The organism is Mesobacillus persicus, from assembly GCF_900109925.1.
GTDB classification, from domain to species: Bacteria; Bacillota; Bacilli; order Bacillales; family Cytobacillaceae; genus Mesobacillus_B; species Mesobacillus_B persicus.
Map to the genome: position 1 here is coordinate 174,603 of NZ_FOBW01000005.1, position 15,286 is coordinate 189,888.

Here is a 15,286-nt window from a genome sequence, read left to right on the forward strand (position 1 = left end):
AAGCCTCCGATAGTTTTAAGTGCAATATTTCACAAACTTTTTTAAAGTCCCCCATTTTAGCTGAATATTTGAAAAGCCCTTTTAGTTATGATATCTCCCTTGTCAAACCAAAAAATATTAATTTTCCATGCAATATTACATAATTAATAAAAAAATACCAGATACTTGTTATAGAATATAAAATTAAACTTAAAAAGGAATTGATTATATGGATAATACAAAGGCTGTAAAGTTAACTGCGGGTGAGTTAGCACACTGTTGGGAACAGTTAATGAATAATAGTATGTCAAGTGTTGTTTTGGAGTATCTGACCTTAACAACAGAATTAGAAGAAGTAAAATCTCTTTGTAGTGAGGCGGGTTCTATTTCTAAATCTGCTGTACAATTTTTTGAATCTGTTCTACGAAGTGAAAACTATCCAATCCCCAAAGGTTTTAACATTAAAGATGATTTAAACCCAAATGCCCCTAAGATGTATACGGATGTTTTTATACTATTTTATTTAAATAATATGTCTAAAATTGGAATGTCCTTAACAAGTATGGCACTATCCGATTCAGTAAGGGAGGATATCCGTAATTTTTTCCATGAACAATTAAAAAACATTTCAAGTTTATTTGAACGTACAACAACTATTCTATTGGAAAAGGGAGTATTTGTAAGACCTCCTTCAATTACCTACACTCATGAAACAAACCCAATTGCAGATAAAGGATTTTTGGGTAACTTCTTTAATGATAATAGAGAATTAACGGCAAGAGAAGCAAATGAGCTACACAAAAATGTTTTTATGAATTATATTGGTAAAAACTTATTAATTGGATTTATTCAATCTACATCTAATCAGCAATTAATGAGTTTATTGCAACATGGAAAAGAATTAGCTTTAAATATTATAGACAAATTAGGTGATATTTTAGTTCAAAATGATTTGCCTATTTCAATGACTTGGGATACGAATGTTTTGGATGGTAAAACCTCTCCTTTTTCAGATAAATTAATATCTTATCTATTAGACCAACTTAATCGTGATGGTATCGCCAGTTATGGGTATAGTGCAGCAGTAAGTATCCGAAAAGATTTAAAAACTACATATGCAAAGATAATTGCAGATGTGTATCAATATGAAGAAAATATAAAATCCTTTATGATAAAAAATGAGTGGATGGAGAAACCTCCTGTTTCACTAAATAGGGATAAGCTTGCTCAAGACTAAAGAAAAATAAAGCTACCAAAGTACGGTAGCTTTTTGTTTTTTTTAAGGAGTATTCCAAATCTCCTTTAAGAAATGGTGAGTGTACTCGATATATGAAAGCCATTATTCCACTAAAGGTAAGCGTTTGAAGTTATCTCCGGCTTTTCCCCTGCTCCACACGGAACGTGCCAGTTTCCTAGCATTCCGCGTTCCATCTAACGATGGTTTTGTTAATTATAAGTTTCAAGTTACTCTTGTTGTTTTGGGTTATTTGATTTGTTCTAATTCACATGCTTCCCGATATTTATTAATTTTCTGTAGCACCGGTTCTGTGATACCCAATTTTTTCATGAGTAGGTTCATCTTAATTATATCTGTCATATGGATAAGTTTATGTACATCTTTATGAAGGATGCGTAGGTTATGAAACTTGTCGCTTCCACCGAGTTGTATAGGAATAAAGTGATGGCAGTGCAAGTCATGTGCTTGAAGAAATAATCCTGTGATTTCACATTTTCCATTTTTCATACTATATCGGCTTATTCGATTATCCATATATTCGACACTGCGTGTCGGGATTTTCGACTCCATTAAAAGAGCTATTTCTTGCTTGATATTCTTGTGCAAGTTCTTATGAATCTGCGCTCGACCTTTCACCGTGAATGGTGTTAGACTTTGTGTAAAACTAATCACGTTTTTTGTCTGAACATTCGCGATAGGGAAAAGGTGAATACCTGCAATTTTAAAAGTCTTGAATCCTAAACTATAAAATTTCTTGTAGGTTGGTGGTGGATTCGTTGGATGTGCGTATTTCCCGATAGGCTTAAGACGATTGTACATCATTGCACGTATTTCATAGGCAAGACGTGAGAACGCTAAATTGACATGTGTTGCTCTATTAAAGTAATTATGTAGACCTAATACAAAACTATTAAAGCGTAAAGCATTTGAAAAAAGGGGTCAGACCCCCACTGAAGTAACGCTTTCCTCCACCGTGGGACTGACCCCAAACCTTTCAATCGAATTTAGTTCTAATTGGATTGATTACAGTAATCATAATGATTGTCGTAAATAGAAAAAAGTAACCGCCCCCAGCCCGACCAAAGGATAAAGGGGTGTTACCTTTTTCAAAACACCTTTTAGATTTTCTAGGTCAGCCGCTCTTCATGCGGCATGTAGTTGTGTTGACTGAGCATTCCAGTGCTCGGTCAATTTTTATTTTATATACTTTCTAAATTAATTATACATCAATATATGGTCCAAATAAAAATAATTTAATAATAGGGGTTTGAGTCAAGTTTTTATGAAAAATGCCCCCCCCACTGAAGTAACGCTTTCCTCCACCGTGGGACTGACCCCAAACCTTCATTAACGAAAAACCTCGTATTTCGACTAATAGTTCTCAGTGATCCCCCCTAGTGAAGAGGCTTTAATGGTCGGATCCTTCATAATTTCTACGATTTCATCCTTCGTCCCATAAACGATTACGCCTAGTATTTCTACATCGTCTATACCAATATTTTTCATAGTATTGTAGGTTTTTTGGTGTTCACTGGAAGCACTCGTATTCAGCAACTCTAGGAACTCTTCATATTCATATGCCCAGTCTGACGCTGAAGGATAAGAATTTCTTATGGAAAAGCCTAATGCTTCATTCTCCCTAATAAACGTTGCAGACCAGTCGTATTCCTTCGCCTCTTGTTTGAACGTGTTTAATTGGGTATTGCTATAGGTATTTAGCCAAAACCAAGTCATTTCTGGTAGCTGCAGGGTAGGAAGCTCACTTGGCTTATATGGCTGATCAAAGGATAGAGCTACCTCATATATTTTTTCCCCATCCATACTTTCAATCAATTCTTCATCATTTTTATATTTTTTGTAATCAACCTCTGGATGAAAAAACAGCATTTCCCTCCAACCATTTTCTTTATAAGATAATTGCCAATCCTCTCCCGTGACTCCGATGCTGCTACCTGCACCTCTTGAAATCAATACAGATGGATTCAAACCGAATTGATATTGTTTTTGTTCAATAACAATCGATTTAATTTTCATGTCCTTTGAAATCTTATAATGGCTCATACCTCCTAGAATACCCCTTGAATCCACTGTTTCACTGATGTATCCGTTCGGTGTGCTAAGTCGTACATAAGCATCCCATTGCTTAAATGCCTTTTGGCTAAAATAAGCTGAAATTGCGAAATTGGCTATGGTTAGTAGAACGAACACGATGATAGAAACGAAAACAATCGTTATGAACGACTTCCTTTTACCTTTGTTTATAGCTTTTTTTATCTTCTTCTCATCAAAAATATCCTCTGAGTATTCATCCATGTAGCTCCCTCCAATTCTTTTGAAATTCTTTTCTAGCCCGAAATAAATACGTCCTAATCGTTTCTTCCTTCATTCCTAGTAATAATGAAATCTCCTTATAACTAAGTTCAAATTCATATTTTAATACCAGTAACTGTTTAAAGACTTCTTGAATACCTTCTAGAGTAAGTGCGATTTCATGATTCATCTCGATATTCAAAACGCTAGATTCGGTGTTTTGGTCATTCGCAAAGTTGTTCCAGAAGCGATCATCATCAATTAAAATCACTTGTTCTTTTCCTTTTTTCTTTAACAATTTTTTAAATTCATTTAAAGAAATGGTAAAAATATATGAAAGAGCTTTATCCGAAGGAACACCACTACTATAGGCCATATACTTCATATAGCTTTCTTGAACAATATCTTCTGCATCTTCATGGCTACAACCGTTCTTTTTCAAATAAAAATAAATCATTTTTGCTTGTTTTTTGTATATTTCCAACAGTAGCTGAGAATCCATAGCTCCCCCCTTTCTAACGTCCCTCACTAATAAAGAGTCATTTCCCTTCAAAAAGTTTACAGCAATACTGAAAAAATTTTTCATAAAAAAATAAAAAATAAAAAAAGGGGTCAGACCTCCACTGAAGTAACGCTATACTCCACCGGGGGTCTGCCCCCAAACCTTTGCGTTTATTAAATCAACTGACAAACTCTTGTGTGATTCTTTTTCCAGCCTCTAATCGTTCAATAAAGTGTCCGCCTGTATACTCTTTTATTACGCTCTTCCAAAATGATTGTGCTGGTTCGTTTTTTAAAACCTGAAAAACTTCCCAGTTCCCCTTGTGTAAACGGAATATATCTTTTGCAACTGATCTACCCAGTCCAGTCCTCCTATATTTTTTCATAATAAAGAATTCAGCAATTGAAAAGTATGATTTAGTTTCTGTTTTTATCCATTTTACTAAGACAAAACCTGCGTAATTTCCGCTAAATCTAACTAGATATGGAAAATGATGATCTTCTGCCCAATAGTCATTTAAGGGATACTCACCAAATCTCCCATTTTCTTCAACGTGTGCGTCAATAAACTCTGAAAAGTCATAAATATAGTATTGCATTAAGTTTGTAAGTGTTTCCGAATGATCCAAACTCGCTTTAATTATCTCATAGTTCATTGTTAGTACCTTTCTGTTCCAATATAATTTACTGGTTTCTCTATATTCATTCAACCTACCAATTGAATTATCCTCTACAAGTTACACAAAACCTTTTAGTGATAAGTCACTGTGACTTGTCACATGGAACACACTCACCCATGCCTTTATAAAAGAAACGATTGAAACAAATCGGTATAAGAATATTCCTAGAAACCAGATAAGGGCCTATACAGAAGCAGCCATTCGTAAAATGGCCTTCTTCAACGATAAAAAGAACCAAAAGATACCCGTGGCACAAACAATTCCCACCCGTCCAGTGCCATTTTATGACTGGTTAAATGCTCACTCTTAACGCTGCCTGGACAATTCGACTTTTCTTGTTTTAAAAGCAGGTCTTACATTTAAAATTGGGAAAAGATCCATCATCGTCTTTTAAAAACAGATAAAACCTGAGTTCTAATAGGAACTCAGGTTTCTCCTTATATTCTTAAGATTTATGCTTACATAATCTTACAGAAATCCACATTGAAGGTCTTCTTCTTTAATTGAATCGCTGATGAGTTGATAAAGCTCCAATAATCCCTCATGTTCAGGTTCAAAGCCAATTCTAGTTACATGATCTTCAATGGCCTCAATCATTTTGTATCCTACTTTTCCTGACAGACGAGGTTCTTCTTTCCTATTACTTTTCATATCATCAGCTAAATATGTGATGATCTTAAGGTGAGAATCTCCTATTGGGTTGATGTAAAACAAGAAGTAGGGCAATTTTTTAACTAGTTCCGTGAAATACAACCTCCTCTTCGTCCTCCTCTGGTTTGAATCTGATTCATCTTCCTCAATAGTATGTAATTCAATAGAAGCGAACCGATTATTCAAGCTTTGATTTGCCTCAATTTGATTGATGGAATCTAAAATAAGGTTGATGTTAGTAGAATGTATATCCTCTTTGGTTAGGTCAATGCTTAATAAGGTGTTTTTGTCTTTCAAGCATGGGACGCTCCTTTAACAATCATAATAAGGAGTAGTATTCCTGTATTATGTTTTTAATTATTCATGGAAAATACTTAGCCTATCAAATACATGTATTATCCTCTCTAGCCAATGTTTATTTCCATTCAACAAATGACGGGATCCGGAGTAACCCAGCTTTAGTTAGATGCCTATACGTCCCCCATTAAAGTAACGCTTTGATTCACCGGGGGACTGACCCCAACACTTCTATTATATTTAAGAGAATAATGGTAGATAATAACGCATGAATATAAATTGGAAAAAAACGCGGAGGAGATCCTTATCAAAATAATAAAATTTACGGTATTATTCATTGTGCTATCCTTTTCTCTTTCACATGTAGTTAAAGCGAACTATACTAGCGAGGAATATCAGAAGTCATTTTATGATATTGGTTACAAAGAAGTTCATGAAGCATTGGTAGAAAGTAGAGCGCATTTCAAACATGAGATTGAATTGCCAGTCCAAATTCCGCCAATTGAATTCACTCACAGCTTCGGAAGGCTTAATGACCTCGAGGGTGACGTAAATGATGGCTTCGAAATTGTATACCATCATAAAGATAAACCAAAAAATCACTATACTATTGACGTCAAGCCCATTAAGTACGGTCTTGAGCTAAGGAAAGAGTCTATTGATCAAACCTTCAAACTAAAAGACGGAAGTGAAGCCTTATATAGTACGGATTTTGCAGAAGGATTTAACCTATTGATCTTCGAAAAAAAGGGTTGGCAGTATATTCTAAGCATTAATAAAGCTGTTTCAGACAAAGTAAAACCAGAAATTTTAGTTGAGATAGCAAACTCAGTAGGTCCATAAATAGAAAAATGGGGTCAGTCCCCCACTGAAGTAACGCTTTACTCCACCGGGGGACTGACACCAAAATGCCTAAGTGATTAGCTTTCCATTTCAAGAATAGCCTCAATTTCATCTTGAACCTCTTTATTTACAGAAAGAGCACGTTTTTTCCTCAATTCTAGATCCACTTCTTGATCGATAAAATGATTGGTATGTTTGTCAAAACAATCGTAACAGATGGCGTAAAAATCTTTTTGTTCCTTTTTTAAAAATTCAAATTCCCATGTTTCAAGTTCCAAATAACTTACTTTGTCATTCGTTTCTTTTTCACATAGTTCGCACATTGTTTTCATGATTCATAATCCTTTCATCTGTCTACTTTTTATTTTTTTGAAGTTGGCGATCTTTAATTCTTTTTAAACGGCCATGATAGTTTAATATATTTGCTTGTGATTGCTTTGCCTCGTCGGTGGTAGGTTGTAAGTTCGCAATATCCCAATAAGTCACAACCACATCTAATACTTGGTCAAAATATTGTAGCGGACCATAATTGGCATTGATGGCAATGGTTTTCATTCTCTCGGTAAAGTCAGGCATAACAGCACCTGGCATGGAGAAATTAATAATTACGTCCTCAAAGAAAACAATGAAATTCGGATCAAGTTCAAGATGCGCTTTCACGGTATCACGATAGAATGCATAATGAAGCGCTTCGTCTTTCGCTAAACGCCGAAGCAATGTCGATAGATCTTTGTCGTGTGGACCAGCTATTTTGGCTACATTATTATAGAAAACTAGTGTCGCTAACTCTTGCAATGACGTATAGGCCATAGTTGCGAGTGGGTTCGTGAAATCTGGAAACCACCCGTTTTCAACGACTCTCCTTCTTAATTCATGCAATCTTGTAGGATTTACGTTCCGGGTAACTAATAAATACGTTTCTAGTAAGTTCGAATGTTGATCTTCTTCTGCTGTCCAAGTGCGCACGAAATCATTGATTACTTCCATTGAATTTTTGAAAGTATAATCCAAATGTGAAGTATACCAAGGTAAATTCACCTCGGTAAGCAAGGCTGTTTCAACTGCAACAATGACACCTTCTGGTAGGGTTACTTGACTTTCCTCCCATGGAACACGTTTAAAAGACATCGCCTTATCCCATGGAATAAATTCATGATAACTCCAATCAATATTTGCCGATCGTTCCTTATGTAATTGATACAATTCTTTAATGCGCGGTTCTAACCGCCTATCCAAATCTGAATTTAACATGTTTTTAGCTCCTTAAGTTTTTTAGTTAGAATGTTTAATAATAATTATAAACTAAAGGATAAACAAATGACAAAGGAACGCTACCGGTTTGTTTGATTAAGCAGTGCCAAAAATGGGGTCAGACCCCCACTGAAGTAACGCTTTACTCCACCGGGGGACTGACCCCAAAATCCAAGTTTAATCACTCATTATTTCCAAGCGGACATATATTTCTTTTGATATTTGCTATCTTCTTCGTTCTCAATCAAATCCATTGCTATTTCCTTAATTTGTTCATCTTTTACTTCATCATATAATTTTTTTAAACCCACAATCATATCGTATCGAATCAAGGTATAATTTTTTTCGTCCATTCCATTTTTAAACCTATCAATCATATGATCGAGAAGCATTTCTCTTTGTTCTTGTCCTGCTAACCCTACTTTCCAAATTGATTGTATAGTATGGCGAGCAGTTACAAATTTCGAATCTTTTGTTACTTCCCATAACGCTGGGAAATCATGAAGCATCCGTTTTTCAGGGTCACTGATTGCTAAAGCAGATAGAAACTGTCCTGCTCTAGCTCTACGGTGATTATCGCGATCAGAAAGCCACCCTATCAATTGATCCCATACTTCATAAGACCAGTCTACTTTTTCTTTTGTAGCATGCATTATATTCTGAAATGCTTCATATTGTAAATTTTTGTCTTTCCCTTCAAGGTTTGTAAAATAAGACTTAATTGTATCATCCATTGAAACACCTCTAACATGGTTTATTATTATCAATTTTATCCTATTTATGGTCTCTTTCAAATTTTTCTAACCTGCTGCGTTTGTTGAACAAGTTAGAATAAAAATTGAAGCCACTTATGTTCTGGTTCGTGTAATTCCAAGGCATTTCAAAGCCATTGTTTGTTCTCATTACCAAGGTAATCCTTTATAGTCATAAAGGATTAAAAAAGGGACAGACCCCCACTGAAGTAATGCTTTACTCCACCGGGAGACTGACCCCAAACCTTCTAGCCCCTTCTTTCATTTAATTTCGCCTTGAAATTGGTCATGTATTTTTATTTCCGTAAGGGTATCCTCTATTTCATTTATGTATTGTTCAAAAAGATGTTTTTTTTCAACTTCGCTGAAGTTCTTTTTATCGATTGAATTTAATAAAGCAATCACTGCTTCAAATTTTAAATCGTCAAATGAAGGAACTTCTGATTCTCCGCTAATATTCCCTGTTACCACAAGCTCTCCCTCTTCATTTTCGAGACTAAAATTAAATTGGTTGATCGGTCTTTCTGTCATGGCTAATTCCTCCCTAATATCGAACATTTACATATTCTCCATGATTTCACGCAAAATATACTGATTTTATCAGGAGGTGTGTGGTCATTAAAAAGCTGTTTCTATGTATTAGTATGCTTTTACTTACATCCTTTATCTCAACGTCATTAGCAGCAGAGGCTTTAATCTTTGAGAAGTTACCCCAGGCCCAAAAATCAAAACAGTGGGCAGTCCATGTTGGCGAAGCCGAAAAGGAGAAGGATTTGGTAAAACCCATCAAAGGGAAATTTGTTACCTATTCTTTGAAAATTGATAAAATTGGAAATGACGTGGATTCGGTCAAAGTTCACTTATATAGAAATGAACCCAATTCCAAAACAAAATATTCCCTAGTGAGTTGTCCAAACAGTGTTCCTTGTAGCAGGGAGAATGATGAATGGGCCATTGCCTTAGCAAAACAAATGAACGACGGAAAACCTTATCTATTTCGTAATTTTCTTTTGGCAGAGAAAGCAACCGAGTTAGAAGTGGAAGTGGTTTGGACTGAAGGTGGACAAGGGAGATCGTTGAAAGAAACATTTACATTTACTGAGGAAAGCAAAGAATAAATAAGGGGTTGAGTGATTATGAGAAAGCTATTATTGTTCATTTCGACTATTGCGTTTTTCATCCTTCCTGGTTTCGATCAAACGGAACAAATATCACTATCTTCGATTGATACTACAATCATTAAGGCTGAAAATATTCTCCGCTATGATATTAAAATGAAGAACGAAGGTCCAAAACCATTTAAAAGTGAGTTCGATTATCCTGGTCAGTATTATTATGGTCTTGAGGTCGTTGTTAGGCCAGGTGAAAAATTAGCTTCAAAAATGGAATTGGTTGAGGATAGCAAGTATATGAAAATGCTGCCAATGGGTAGTGGTGGAACTGGTATGATTGATTCAGGAAAAGAAGGGTCTTTCCATGTAGAGTATAGAATTAAAGACGGGGGAGATCCCAAAGAGGTTAAGAAATGGGCATTTGACTCCACGGTACTAATAATAGACGGTGTGAAAATTATAAAAGAATTCCCCTTAAATCATGAAGGATAACACCCATTTCAACTAAGATGTATAAGTCGTTTTTCCCCATTGAAAAACGGCTATCTAATCGTTAGCCTTCTACATTTTCGGTTTTGCTCTACTTCTTTTGTACACTTCTATAGTTTCTTTTTTAACTCTTCAATCTCATCTCGAGTGAGCTTTGTAATTTTACTAACGAGTTCGACTGATAGATCTTCTTTTAACATTTCAAGTGCTATTTGTCTCTTCTCCTCCATTTTCCCTTCTATTTTCCCTTCTATTTTCCCTTCTATTTTCCCTTCCATTTTTCCCTCCTTTACCCCTTTCTCTCTCCAAGAATTGGGCAGTTTAAAGATTTGTTCTGCTTCTTCGTTATCCAACTGTTTAATCTCTTCCATGAGTTGTTCCTCCCTGCCGTTTATTTAAGAATAAATACGTTTCGAAAAAACCATTTATGAGTTCTGCCTTTGCAGGATTTAATTCCATCTTTACTAGCATTCGCAGAAATTCTTTTTTTACCTGAACCTTTTCCTTTTCACTATAGCCCATTTTGCTTAATAGAGCCGCAGCCACGGGATTATTTGATTGAATATAATCACGCCAATTTATTTTATTTAATTCTACTTTTAGAAAATCAAAGGTCAATACATGGAAGAATGGAAATGTTACGGTAAATTGATTGCGTTCATTTCGCTTTAGATTGTGAGCGAAGATGGCAATCGGCAATACTGGCTTCTTGTGTTTATTATAAAGTAAGCTGAAATACTGATACATTCGTTTATGAAAATCTTTTTGAACATAGCTTTGTGGTTCCACATGAATAATAATCAGCGTGAAATTTAAAAATCTAACTCAAAGTCAAATGTTTTAGATAGTATGAGGAGAACCGTCCCTGCGTTTTAGATAAATACGAACAATGAATTTGGTAAAAATAATTTCATTCGCTTTTTAGTAAAAAATGCTTTAAATTTACTAGAATCTTAGATATACTTACTCCATTAGAAAAATACATACAAACAATCTCGTATAATCGTGGGGATATGGCCTACAAGTTTCTACCGGACTACCTTAAATGGTTCGACTACGAGTGATGTTTTGATGTTCTTTCTCGAATATCAAAGTCTCACTCGTCGTACGTGTAGAGACCTTGGTATTCGAGTTTTTTGTTTGTTACAGGAGTGAGGAGAATGAATCAGTTAAAACAGGCGATTAGAGAACAAGGAAGAGTGTTGTCATCAGACGTATTGAAGGTCGATTCATTTTTAAATCATCAGATTGATGTTGATTTAATGATGTCTGTAGGCGAAGAGTTTGCTAGGAGATTTCAAACAGATTCAATTACAAAGGTATTAACCATTGAATCTTCTGGAATTGCGCCAAGTATGACGGCTGCAAGAGATTTAAAGGCCTCACTTGTCTTTGCACGAAAAAAGAAATCTCTAACGATGAGTAGTGATGTATTTGTGAGCCAGGTGTATTCATTTACAAAACAAGAAACGAACGATATTACCGTTTCTAAGGATTTTCTTACTGAAAATGACCGCGTGCTAATTATTGATGATTTTCTTGCGAATGGACAAGCCGCATTTGGATTAATTGATATTGTTCAACAAGCTGGTGCTAAGGTCGTGGGTCTCGGTATCGTCATCGAAAAATCATTCCAAGATGGACGACAACAACTTGAAGATCAAGGCTACCGTGTTGAGTCACTTGCAAGAATCCATTCGTTAGAAAAGGGTCAAGTCACATTTGTTGATGAATTACAACTATCAAACATTTAAAAGGGGAGTACACCATGACTTCTAAAACGATTCATTATCCTTTATATAAAAAAGAAGATACCGATGCTTTTTTTGCTCTGTTTCAAAATAACTTAGCCAATTTTGTCGTGATTGCTGTCACCATGCTTGGAATGGGATTTCCAGCAAGTATTGTATTTGGAAAGGTCATTCCTGGTGCTGCCGTTGCTGTCATGGCAGGGAACCTCTATTATGCTTATATGGCGAAGCAACTTGCCCATCGTGAAGGCCGAACAGATGTAACAGCTCTATCATATGGAATCAGTACACCCGTCATGTTTGTCTTCCTATTCGGTGTTCTAGCTCCTGCCAATGCACTAACGGGTGACCATGAACTCGCCTGGAAAATTGCGGTTGGTGCTGCCTTTTTAAGTGGACTTGTTGAAGTTCTAGTAAGCTTTAGTGGGAATTGGATTCGCGACCGCCTTCCTCGAGCTGCTCTTCTAGGGGCAATTGCTGGTGTCGCTTTAACCTTTGTTGCGGGTGAAATGCTGTTTAATACATTTTCAATCCCAGTTGTCGGTCTCGTTTCTTTAGCCATTATTCTTATTGGAATCGTCGGTAAGCTTGCAATGCCATTTCGTATTCCTGCTTCCTTATTTGCTGTCGTCGCTGGGACGATCTTAGCCTTTACTCTAGGCTATCAGTCCCCCACAGCGATTCAAGAAGGCTTAGCGAATATTGGTTTTTATCCTATTCTACCAACCATTGCTCCTTTTGAAGGAATGACGTATTTGTTTGGTAGCCTCATCGGGATCCTAGCTGTCTTGATTCCGATTACTCTCTATAACGCAATTGAGACGATGAATAATGTTGATGCCATGTCTGCAGTTGGTGATTCGTATGATGTTCGAAAATGCCAAGCTGTTGACGGGGCAGGAACCATGATTGGAGCGCTTTTTGGTGGGTTGTTCCCAACAACCGTGTATATTGCAACGGTTGGTTCAAAACAAATGGGTGCGGGTCGTGGCTATAGTATTTTAAATGCGATTGTCTTTGGACTTGCTGCTATGTCAGGTGTCATTGCTGCGATGGCAGCCATTATTCCACTAGCAGCCGTTGCTCCAATCCTTGTATTTGTTGGAATGTCTATGGTTGGTACCGCGTTCACGTCAAATGATAAAAAGTATTATCCTGCTGTTGCCATTGCCATGTTGCCATATCTCGCTAATTACGTCATGACGCGTTTTAATAATGCAGCAGGCGAGGTCGTCTCAAATATTTCTCTTGGAATTGTTCCATTAGGACAAGGTGCCTTGTTTACTGCTATTTTACTAGGTGCCATGACAGTAGCGATTATTGATCGCAACTTTAAACAGGCGATTATTTTCTCACTTATTGCTTCATTATTATCATTCATCGGATTTATTCATGCACCAAAATTAGCGATAAATGCTGCACCTGATTACACAATCGGGTATCTACTTGTAGCTGTGTTATTCGGTTATTATGCTTGGAAAGAAGCAAAGGCCAGTGGTCAGGTAGAAGTAAAGAGGAAAGCAGCGGCTTAATTGAAAGAGGAACGCCGTAGTGGCGTTCCTTTCTTGTTATCAGTTGATTTGTAATAGAGATATTGGATGTGGCTTACATTACCACTTGCTGTTAGCTTTAGAAGAGCCTCAACGATTTTCAAGAGGGAAAGTCCTGATCTTCCTTTTGTTTTCCAAGGAATTAAACTTTTGATCTTCGTAATCGGGCCAATTTATGAAATATTCTTTTCTATTGGGCAGAATGGTTGTACTACGCACAAATGGCACTGCTTTCTCTTCTATGTTCTTCAACATAACTGCCCGATAGTTGAAGATGTTTAATGATTTGAGGCAAAACCGAATTTAATTCCTTTTATCAACCAAACAATTGCTGTAACAGTTATTGGCAATGCTATGCACCAAGAACTTAAAGAAACAGAAGAATGATATAGCGCAGAAAAAATTATATCTGTAATCATTGTTAAAACGAGTGTTACTAATGGTGCTAACCACCATTTTTTTGTTTTAAAATATACAATAAGTGCTGGTACAATCGTGATGATAGGCACGATGATTAACTGCCATATAAAGCCGTCAATTACAAAGGCCCCCATACAAAACCCCTCCTTAAAAAGATATATAACTTAATCCTAACATACATACTTCATGTGCTTTTTTGCTCAATACCTACAAAAGAAGTATTACCGTTGTTGTGGTAATCTGCCAGTTAGCTTAAGTGCATCGTTTCACAGACTCAATTGAAAATAATGCTAATGCTGCTCAGTATAAGTCTACTGCGCAGCATATGAATCAGGTGTCTTTCCTACTTCTTATTGAACATAAGCACCAATTCAATAGAAAATGATTATATTTAATCTGTTGCTTACTTTAGCTGGTTTCTTGTTTTAATAAATTTTATACGAACCTATATGTATATCTAATAAAAGGACGGAATCATTGTGATCCCATTCTTACCCTTTAGTTTATTTTCATTCGACAAATGACGGTATCCGAAGTAACCCAGCTTTAATTAGATTCCTATACTTCACTTGGCACTTAATCGGCTCAATAAAAGTATATTTAACTTTTCACAATCCGAGAAATTTTTTTAATGTATGGCGAAACTCAAAAATGCCATCCCTAACAATTAAGGATAGCTTAATAATTCTGACTAGAGTGCTTAAAGTATTCTATGAAGCACGTTTGTTTGTCATCAGAAAAGGAATAGTAAATAACAAATTTATCTACGAGAACTTTATGAGTTCCTTTCCATTCAGGTTTATCTACTCTTGTACTTGTACCAAGTGTTAATATTTTGTCTTCAATACGCTCTAATAAGTTTAGTTTATATTCAATGGTCTCACTATAGGAAAAATGCTGACTTTTTATATTTTCAAATGATTCCTTTGTGTTTTCCAACCAAATGAACCTCATATTATACTTGACCGCTCCGTATCATTTCTCGCATTTCTTCCGAAGTAAAATAATTCCCTTGTTCTATATCCTGTTTAGCTTGTAACAATTTTCGTTTTAACTCTGGATCTCTTTCAACATCTTCAGCTACAGTAGTTTCAAACTCATCATTATTATCAATAGCCACAATTTTATACTTCCGTCCGTTTAATTCAAAGGACTGATCTTTTTCTTGAAAAATATCTTCCAATACCTTTGCGGCTTGTGCATCCACCTTTTTCATACAATCGCCTCCCTACCTTAATTTTACCATTACTTCAATGATTTCATAATTAAATTTCATTTCTAAACAAAGTGGAAAACCTTTAATTCAAAATTAGCTCCCGTTAATTTAAGTACAACTGTTCACATATTAATTTTAACGCAGGTTTCCTATTATTCTTTATATAAATATATATACAGGATCGCCACGATTAACAATCCTCTTGTTAACTTGGAATTAATGCTGCATCTTAATTTGAAAAAGATCC

Annotated in this window: 19 protein-coding genes and 1 riboswitch; of the genes, 6 read left to right on the forward strand and 13 right to left on the reverse strand. The window is 35.8% G+C overall.

What is annotated here, in order from left to right:
* Positions 1-208: 208 nt before the first annotated feature.
* Positions 209-1,216: a DUF3231 family protein gene (locus tag BMX30_RS09075; RefSeq protein WP_090743990.1), complete on the forward strand. Its 1,008-nt coding sequence runs from the start codon at positions 209-211 to the stop codon at positions 1,214-1,216.
* A gap of 246 nt (positions 1,217-1,462) precedes the next feature.
* On the opposite strand, the gene BMX30_RS09080 is transcribed toward BMX30_RS09075, so the two are convergent.
* From BMX30_RS09080 to BMX30_RS09100, 5 genes are all read right to left on the reverse strand, one after another.
* Positions 1,463-2,038, reverse strand: coding sequence for an HNH endonuclease (locus BMX30_RS09080; protein ID WP_211482061.1), 576 nt, complete (start codon positions 2,036-2,038; stop codon positions 1,463-1,465).
* A 549-nt stretch (positions 2,039-2,587) separates the two neighbouring features.
* Entirely contained in the window at positions 2,588-3,529 is a 942-nt protein-coding gene (locus tag BMX30_RS09085) for an anti sigma factor C-terminal domain-containing protein (protein ID WP_090743992.1), read from the reverse strand.
* On the reverse strand, positions 3,522-4,028 hold the full coding sequence (locus BMX30_RS09090) for an RNA polymerase sigma factor (RefSeq protein ID WP_090743994.1): 507 nt from the start codon (positions 4,026-4,028) through the stop codon (positions 3,522-3,524). The genes BMX30_RS09085 and BMX30_RS09090 overlap by 8 nt, the downstream gene beginning before the upstream one ends.
* 178 nt (positions 4,029-4,206) lie before the next feature.
* Positions 4,207-4,683: a GNAT family N-acetyltransferase gene (locus BMX30_RS09095; protein ID WP_090743997.1), complete on the reverse strand. Its 477-nt coding sequence runs from the start codon at positions 4,681-4,683 to the stop codon at positions 4,207-4,209.
* Positions 4,684-5,175: 492 nt separating this feature from the next.
* Positions 5,176-5,655, reverse strand: a complete 480-nt coding sequence (locus tag BMX30_RS09100) for a hypothetical protein (protein WP_090744000.1) — start codon at positions 5,653-5,655, stop codon at positions 5,176-5,178.
* Positions 5,656-5,934: 279 nt separating this feature from the next.
* Here BMX30_RS09100 and BMX30_RS09105 point away from each other — a divergent pair, with 279 nt between their 5' ends.
* Positions 5,935-6,498, forward strand: coding sequence for a hypothetical protein (locus tag BMX30_RS09105; RefSeq protein WP_244532545.1), 564 nt, complete (start codon positions 5,935-5,937; stop codon positions 6,496-6,498).
* A gap of 77 nt (positions 6,499-6,575) precedes the next feature.
* On the opposite strand, the gene BMX30_RS09110 is transcribed toward BMX30_RS09105, so the two are convergent.
* The 4 genes from BMX30_RS09110 to BMX30_RS09125 form a co-directional block, all read right to left on the reverse strand.
* Positions 6,576-6,830 (reverse strand): hypothetical protein, encoded by a 255-nt coding sequence (locus BMX30_RS09110; protein WP_090744002.1) that lies wholly within the window; start codon positions 6,828-6,830, stop codon positions 6,576-6,578.
* A 22-nt stretch (positions 6,831-6,852) separates the two neighbouring features.
* Positions 6,853-7,749 (reverse strand): acyl-ACP desaturase, encoded by an 897-nt coding sequence (locus tag BMX30_RS09115; RefSeq protein ID WP_090744004.1) that lies wholly within the window; start codon positions 7,747-7,749, stop codon positions 6,853-6,855.
* A 188-nt stretch (positions 7,750-7,937) separates the two neighbouring features.
* Positions 7,938-8,483 (reverse strand): hypothetical protein, encoded by a 546-nt coding sequence (locus BMX30_RS09120; RefSeq protein ID WP_090744007.1) that lies wholly within the window; start codon positions 8,481-8,483, stop codon positions 7,938-7,940.
* 279 nt (positions 8,484-8,762) lie between these two features.
* The gene (locus BMX30_RS09125; RefSeq protein ID WP_139195387.1) at positions 8,763-9,032 is read right to left on the reverse strand and encodes a hypothetical protein; all 270 of its coding nucleotides are present in this window, start codon (positions 9,030-9,032) and stop codon (positions 8,763-8,765) included.
* 80 nt (positions 9,033-9,112) lie between these two features.
* Between BMX30_RS09125 and BMX30_RS09130 the strand changes: the two genes are divergently transcribed.
* Positions 9,113-9,619: a hypothetical protein gene (locus BMX30_RS09130; RefSeq protein WP_244532546.1), complete on the forward strand. Its 507-nt coding sequence runs from the start codon at positions 9,113-9,115 to the stop codon at positions 9,617-9,619.
* Between the two features lie 18 nt (positions 9,620-9,637).
* Positions 9,638-10,105 carry a hypothetical protein gene (locus BMX30_RS09135; RefSeq protein ID WP_090744014.1) on the forward strand — a complete coding sequence of 156 codons (468 nt, stop codon included), beginning with the start codon at positions 9,638-9,640 and terminating at the stop codon, positions 10,103-10,105.
* Between the two features lie 107 nt (positions 10,106-10,212).
* Here BMX30_RS09135 and BMX30_RS23780 read toward each other — a convergent pair whose 3' ends face one another.
* Positions 10,213-10,473, reverse strand: coding sequence for an RpnC/YadD family protein (locus BMX30_RS23780; protein ID WP_211482062.1), 261 nt, complete (start codon positions 10,471-10,473; stop codon positions 10,213-10,215).
* Complete coding sequence (locus BMX30_RS23785) at positions 10,460-10,801, reverse strand: hypothetical protein (RefSeq protein WP_211482063.1); 342 nt, start codon at positions 10,799-10,801, stop codon at positions 10,460-10,462. The genes BMX30_RS23780 and BMX30_RS23785 overlap by 14 nt, the downstream gene beginning before the upstream one ends.
* 276 nt (positions 10,802-11,077) lie before the next feature.
* Positions 11,078-11,179, forward strand: a riboswitch (purine riboswitch).
* Positions 11,180-11,262: 83 nt separating this feature from the next.
* Here BMX30_RS23785 and BMX30_RS09145 point away from each other — a divergent pair.
* Complete coding sequence (locus BMX30_RS09145; protein ID WP_090744017.1) at positions 11,263-11,856, forward strand: xanthine phosphoribosyltransferase; 594 nt, start codon at positions 11,263-11,265, stop codon at positions 11,854-11,856.
* A 14-nt stretch (positions 11,857-11,870) separates the two neighbouring features.
* A complete protein-coding gene (locus tag BMX30_RS09150) occupies positions 11,871-13,385 on the forward strand; it encodes a uracil permease (protein WP_090744021.1) in 1,515 nt (504 codons plus the stop codon).
* A gap of 296 nt (positions 13,386-13,681) precedes the next feature.
* Here BMX30_RS09150 and BMX30_RS09160 read toward each other — a convergent pair whose 3' ends face one another.
* Both BMX30_RS09160 and BMX30_RS09170 read right to left on the reverse strand, forming a co-directional pair.
* Positions 13,682-13,957 carry a hypothetical protein gene (locus BMX30_RS09160; protein WP_090744027.1) on the reverse strand — a complete coding sequence of 92 codons (276 nt, stop codon included), beginning with the start codon at positions 13,955-13,957 and terminating at the stop codon, positions 13,682-13,684.
* An 821-nt stretch (positions 13,958-14,778) separates the two neighbouring features.
* Complete coding sequence (locus BMX30_RS09170) at positions 14,779-15,039, reverse strand: hypothetical protein (protein WP_090744031.1); 261 nt, start codon at positions 15,037-15,039, stop codon at positions 14,779-14,781.
* Positions 15,040-15,286: the final 247 nt, after the last annotated feature.

Excerpts from the sequence above, each read along its gene's own strand:
- BMX30_RS09145 (WP_090744017.1), top strand. The coding sequence starts at position 11,263 with ATGAATCAGTTAAAACAGGCGATTAGAGAACAAGGAAGAGTGTTGTCA.
- BMX30_RS09110 (WP_090744002.1), bottom strand. The coding sequence starts at position 6,830 with ATGAAAACAATGTGCGAACTATGTGAAAAAGAAACGAATGACAAAGTA.
- BMX30_RS09080 (WP_211482061.1), bottom strand. The coding sequence starts at position 2,038 with ATGATGTACAATCGTCTTAAGCCTATCGGGAAATACGCACATCCAACG.
- BMX30_RS09075 (WP_090743990.1), top strand. The coding sequence starts at position 209 with ATGGATAATACAAAGGCTGTAAAGTTAACTGCGGGTGAGTTAGCACAC.
- BMX30_RS09135 (WP_090744014.1), top strand. The coding sequence starts at position 9,638 with ATGAGAAAGCTATTATTGTTCATTTCGACTATTGCGTTTTTCATCCTT.
- BMX30_RS09125 (WP_139195387.1), bottom strand. The coding sequence starts at position 9,032 with ATGACAGAAAGACCGATCAACCAATTTAATTTTAGTCTCGAAAATGAA.
- BMX30_RS09085 (WP_090743992.1), bottom strand. The coding sequence starts at position 3,529 with ATGGATGAATACTCAGAGGATATTTTTGATGAGAAGAAGATAAAAAAA.
- BMX30_RS09170 (WP_090744031.1), bottom strand. The coding sequence starts at position 15,039 with ATGAAAAAGGTGGATGCACAAGCCGCAAAGGTATTGGAAGATATTTTT.
- BMX30_RS09160 (WP_090744027.1), bottom strand. The coding sequence starts at position 13,957 with ATGGGGGCCTTTGTAATTGACGGCTTTATATGGCAGTTAATCATCGTG.
- BMX30_RS09120 (WP_090744007.1), bottom strand. The coding sequence starts at position 8,483 with ATGGATGATACAATTAAGTCTTATTTTACAAACCTTGAAGGGAAAGAC.
- BMX30_RS23780 (WP_211482062.1), bottom strand. The coding sequence starts at position 10,473 with ATGGAAGAGATTAAACAGTTGGATAACGAAGAAGCAGAACAAATCTTT.
- BMX30_RS09115 (WP_090744004.1), bottom strand. The coding sequence starts at position 7,749 with ATGTTAAATTCAGATTTGGATAGGCGGTTAGAACCGCGCATTAAAGAA.
- BMX30_RS09095 (WP_090743997.1), bottom strand. The coding sequence starts at position 4,683 with ATGAACTATGAGATAATTAAAGCGAGTTTGGATCATTCGGAAACACTT.
- BMX30_RS09090 (WP_090743994.1), bottom strand. The coding sequence starts at position 4,028 with ATGGATTCTCAGCTACTGTTGGAAATATACAAAAAACAAGCAAAAATG.
- BMX30_RS09150 (WP_090744021.1), top strand. The coding sequence starts at position 11,871 with ATGACTTCTAAAACGATTCATTATCCTTTATATAAAAAAGAAGATACC.